5 protein-coding genes are annotated in these 3,671 nt (G+C 74.6%); 1 reads left to right on the top strand and 4 read right to left on the bottom strand.

The features are described from left to right. Positions 1–77: 77 nt before the first annotated feature. The 4 genes from DQW85_RS26035 to DQW85_RS26020 are packed head-to-tail and all read right to left on the bottom strand — an operon-like array spanning position 78 to position 2,965. A complete protein-coding gene (locus DQW85_RS26035; protein WP_113702578.1) occupies positions 78–275 on the bottom strand; it encodes a hypothetical protein in 198 nt (65 codons plus the stop codon). Positions 276–306: 31 nt separating this feature from the next. Continuing rightward, positions 307–615, bottom strand: a complete 309-nt coding sequence (locus DQW85_RS26030; RefSeq protein WP_113702577.1) for a hypothetical protein — start codon at positions 613–615, stop codon at positions 307–309. 8 nt (positions 616–623) lie between these two features. Beyond that, entirely contained in the window at positions 624–2,213 is a 1,590-nt protein-coding gene (locus DQW85_RS26025; RefSeq protein WP_113702576.1) for an MFS transporter, read from the bottom strand. Beyond that, complete coding sequence (locus tag DQW85_RS26020; protein WP_113702575.1) at positions 2,210–2,965, bottom strand: hypothetical protein; 756 nt, start codon at positions 2,963–2,965, stop codon at positions 2,210–2,212. The genes DQW85_RS26025 and DQW85_RS26020 overlap by 4 nt, the downstream gene beginning before the upstream one ends. A 225-nt stretch (positions 2,966–3,190) precedes the next feature. On the opposite strand from DQW85_RS26020, the gene DQW85_RS26015 reads away from it, so the two are divergent. Beyond that, a partial coding sequence (locus DQW85_RS26015) for a helix-turn-helix domain-containing protein (RefSeq protein ID WP_113702574.1) occupies positions 3,191–3,671 on the top strand: 481 nt, incomplete at its 3' end.

Here is a 3,671-nt window from a genome sequence, read left to right as displayed (position 1 = left end):
GCTGCCCGGCGCCGGGCCGGTTCTGCCGCGGGCGCGCCGTCTCGGCGGGGCGGGGGAGGGGGCGAGGCCGGCGGTCATCAGCACCCCGACCAAGCCGCGGCCCAGAACGCCGCCTCCCGCCGCTCGCGCGCCTCGTCCTCCTCGCTGACGTCGAGCAGCACCCCGGTGCGCTCGGCGCCGAGCAGGTGCACCGCGGCTCCGACCACGGTGTCGGCGAATTCCCGCTGCCGTTCCTCGGCGACCTCCGCCGGGCATTCGACCTTGATGGTGACCATGGTTTCCTCCTGCGGGAAGTCGGTCAGGGTGTCAGGACGCGTGCTCGAGCACCTGGTCGATCACGCTGATGGCCTGGTCGGACACCAGCCGGATGTGGTGCAGCCGGTGCACGGTGCGCTCGGCGGCCGTGGTCCTGGCACTGGCGTGGCCGGAACTGGGGGCGGGGGTGGGCCCGGCGAGGTCGTCGGCGTAGCGGTCGTCGGCGAAGGGGGCAGGGGTGTAGCGGTCGTCGTCGGCATAGTGGTCGTCGGCGGCGGGGGGAGGCGGCGCCGGCCTCTCGCCGCGCACGGTCACCTCGTACGGGTGCGGGTACGGCCTGCGGACATCGTCGGCGATCATGACCACTCCTAGCTGTTGACGGCCCTATGTGCGGACAGGTCACGCGCACCGAAGCGGGCGAGCTCGCTCTCGGCCTCATCGCGTACCTGGACGAAGCTGGTGCGGAGCTCGGCGAGGAGCCGCCGCAGCATGATGAGCTCCTCCTCCGCCTCACGCCTGGACATGCGTGCGGCCCGGCGGCGCGGACGGCCGGCGACCCGCATCAGCGCCACGGTGCCGAGCACCATGGCCAGGATCAGACAGCCCACCAGCACCGAGGCGAATCCCGGCAGCGGGCCTTCGAGCACCGGCTGGTCGACCAGCGCCGAGGCGCCGGCCACGCCGATCGCCCCGCCGAGCATGCGGGCGGTGTTGATGGCGCCGACCGCGGAGGCGTACTGGGTGGGGTGGGCGGCCATCGTGCCGACCGTGAACGTCCCGGTGGACAGGGCGCCGAACCCGCCGCCCAGCAGCAGCGCGGCCAGCAGGGTCCACCAGGTCGGATAGGGATGGGCGAGCATGAGGGCGCAGCCGCCGCCGAGCGCGAGCGCCCCGGCGTAGATGACGCCGTTCAGGCCGATGCGCCGGCCGGCCAGCATGGCCAGCGGGCTCGACACGATCATGGCGATGGACACCGGCGTCAGCCAGAGCCCGATGGTGACCGGGTCGAAGCCGGAGGTCTTCAGGTACAGCGGCCCCATGGCGAGCACCACGAACGACGCGGCCCCGTACAGCAGGGAGGCTCCTCCCGCCCACAGGAAGCCGGGGCGCCGCCACAGGCGCATGTCGATCGCTCCGGCCGCGTGCCGCCACGACGTCGCGACGGCGCCCGCCAGCAGCAGCCCGGCCGCCGCCGCGCAGGCCAGGGTCCGCGTGGAGGACCATCCCCACACGCCGCCCATCGACACGGCCAGCACGGCCGCCGCGATCGCGCCGACCAGCAGCACGGCGCCGAACACGTCGGGCACGCGGCGCACCATGTCGCGGGAGCGGGGGAGCATGGGCGTCAGCATCAGCAGACCGGCCGCCAGCCCGGCGCTGGGCAGGAACAGTCCGCGCCAGCCGTACTCGGCCACCAGCAGGCCGCCGCCCGCCTGCAAGGTCAGCGCGCCGATGCCCGACGACGCGCTCCACAGCGCCACGGCGCCGGCCCGTCGGTTCGCCGGCAGCTCACCCAGCAGCAGGCCGAGCGAGGCGGGGAACATCAGCGCGGCGCCGACGCCCTGCGCCAGCCGGCCGCCGAGCAGCAGCGGCCAGGACGTGGTCGCGATGACCGCCGCGGCGCCGAGGCCGTACAGGGCCAGCCCGAACGCGAGCACGGTGCGCCTGCCCAGCAGGTCGGCGAAGCGCCCCGCGGTGGCCAGCAGCGCGGCCACCGCGGCGAAGTTGACCGTGCTGACCCAGGTGACCTCGGCCATCGGCAGGGCCGCGGCAATGGGGTCACGGCTCAGCACGGGGATCGCCAGCATCGTCGCCGTGCTGTCCGCCATGATCGCGATCACCACTCCGCAGGCGATCAGGCGCAGTACGGCGAAGCGTCCCCGGACCCCGGTCCGTGGCCGCGCCACGGGCCCCATGAACGGACCGGCGACATGCTCGCGAAAGGGCGTCAGCGTCATCGCGGGGTCTCCGCGAGGTCCCTGCGGGCGACGGTGACGGGGTCAGGGCGGGGGATCTCGGGGCGGTTGGGCACGCTGGCCGCGACCATCCGCTCCGACAGCCCGGCGCAGCGGCCCGGTACGCGGGCCCAGGGCTGCGTCCTGCCGCCGACCAGCGACATGACGACCTGGGAGGCCAGCGTGAGGTGCTCCGCGCAGCGGCGGCTCACCTTGGCCTCCAGCCCGGCCACCTGCGCCAGCCTGAGGCGCAGCGGCTCCAGCGACGCGGTGCGCTCCAGGCCGTCGAGCTCGGCGAGCCGGTCGGGCCAGCGCAGCTCGCGGCCGAGCCGGGCGCGGACCTCGGTGGCGATCTGGTCGTCCGGGCACCTCTCCTGGCGCAGCCTCGTGCCGATCGCGAAGGCCGTACGAGCCGTGCGGCCGTAGTCGGCCAGCCGCCCGGTCAGCGCGGCGTCGAGGATCCGTACGCGGTGGACCAGGCAGTCGGCGCTCCAGCCGAGCACCATGAGGCGCTCGGCGCTGACCTCGGTGTGCCACCCGGCCAGCCGCAGCTCGCGGGCCATCCGGTGGTAGTGCACCCAGCGGTCGCCGTTGCCGTCGACCCAGACCTCCACGCCGCCGAGCGGCAGGTTGGCGACGTGGACGCGCTTGGTGTCGGGTACCACCCGGGCGCAGATGCGCTGGATCACCCGGTCCGGGGCCAGTGCGGCCCTCGGCCGCCTGGCGAACCAGGAACCGTTCTGGGGATCGGTCACCTCCGGCCACCTCCTCGCCGGCGACTCTCCAGAACCGTCCGGCTGTCAAGTCTCACTTTCCATGTGTCGGTCCGATGGTGCCGTTGGGCCGGGGGAGGTGTCAACTGGTACTTTTCATTTAGGCATGAATGCCGGCGGGCGACGGCCCGCCGGGCCGGGCGTGCCGCAGGGCACGCGCGGCTCCCCTACGCTGGGGGCCTCACGGGCGCGGCTGGGAGGTGCGGGGTGGCGAACTTCGCCGAACGACTGGACCTGGCGCTGAAGAAGCGCGGCTTCAGCGGCGCCCAGGTGGCCGCCGAGCTGACCAGGGCGGGCATCCCCATCACCCGGGCCTACGTCAGCCAGCTCCGCACGGGCAAGCAGGCCAACCCCACGCTCCAGGTGCTGCGCGCGCTCGCCTCCTGCCTCCAGGTCAGCGTGGGCTGGCTGGTCGGCGAGGAACGCCTGGAGTCGGGCGCGGTCGATGACCTCCAGTTGCGGGCCGCCGCGATCGGCGCCTCGGCCTCCGGGCTGTCCGAGAGGTCGCTGGACGTGCTGCGCGGCGTGATCGACCTCGCCCGCAAGGCGGAGGGCCTGCCCGAGCAGGAGCCGTCCCCTTCCGAGGTGCCCGAGGCGGCAGCCCCCCTCGCCGGGCCGCAGCGCGCGGCCCTCGGCGAGCGGCTGCGCGGCCTGCGCCTCGTGGCGGGCATGTCGCCCGAGCGGGCCG

Origin of the sequence: Nonomuraea lactucae (genome assembly GCF_003313395.1) — a bacterium.
Taxonomy (GTDB): domain Bacteria; phylum Actinomycetota; class Actinomycetes; order Streptosporangiales; family Streptosporangiaceae; genus Nonomuraea; species Nonomuraea lactucae.
Note: the sequence above shows the minus strand (reverse complement) of the source record. Positions and strands in the feature narration are given on the sequence as shown.

Bases quoted from the DNA above. Each gene is read 5' to 3' on its own strand.
- DQW85_RS26035 (WP_113702578.1), bottom strand. From the start codon at position 275: ATGGTCACCATCAAGGTCGAATGCCCGGCGGAGGTCGCCGAGGAACGG.
- DQW85_RS26030 (WP_113702577.1), bottom strand. From the start codon at position 615: ATGATCGCCGACGATGTCCGCAGGCCGTACCCGCACCCGTACGAGGTG.
- DQW85_RS26025 (WP_113702576.1), bottom strand. From the start codon at position 2,213: ATGACGCTGACGCCCTTTCGCGAGCATGTCGCCGGTCCGTTCATGGGG.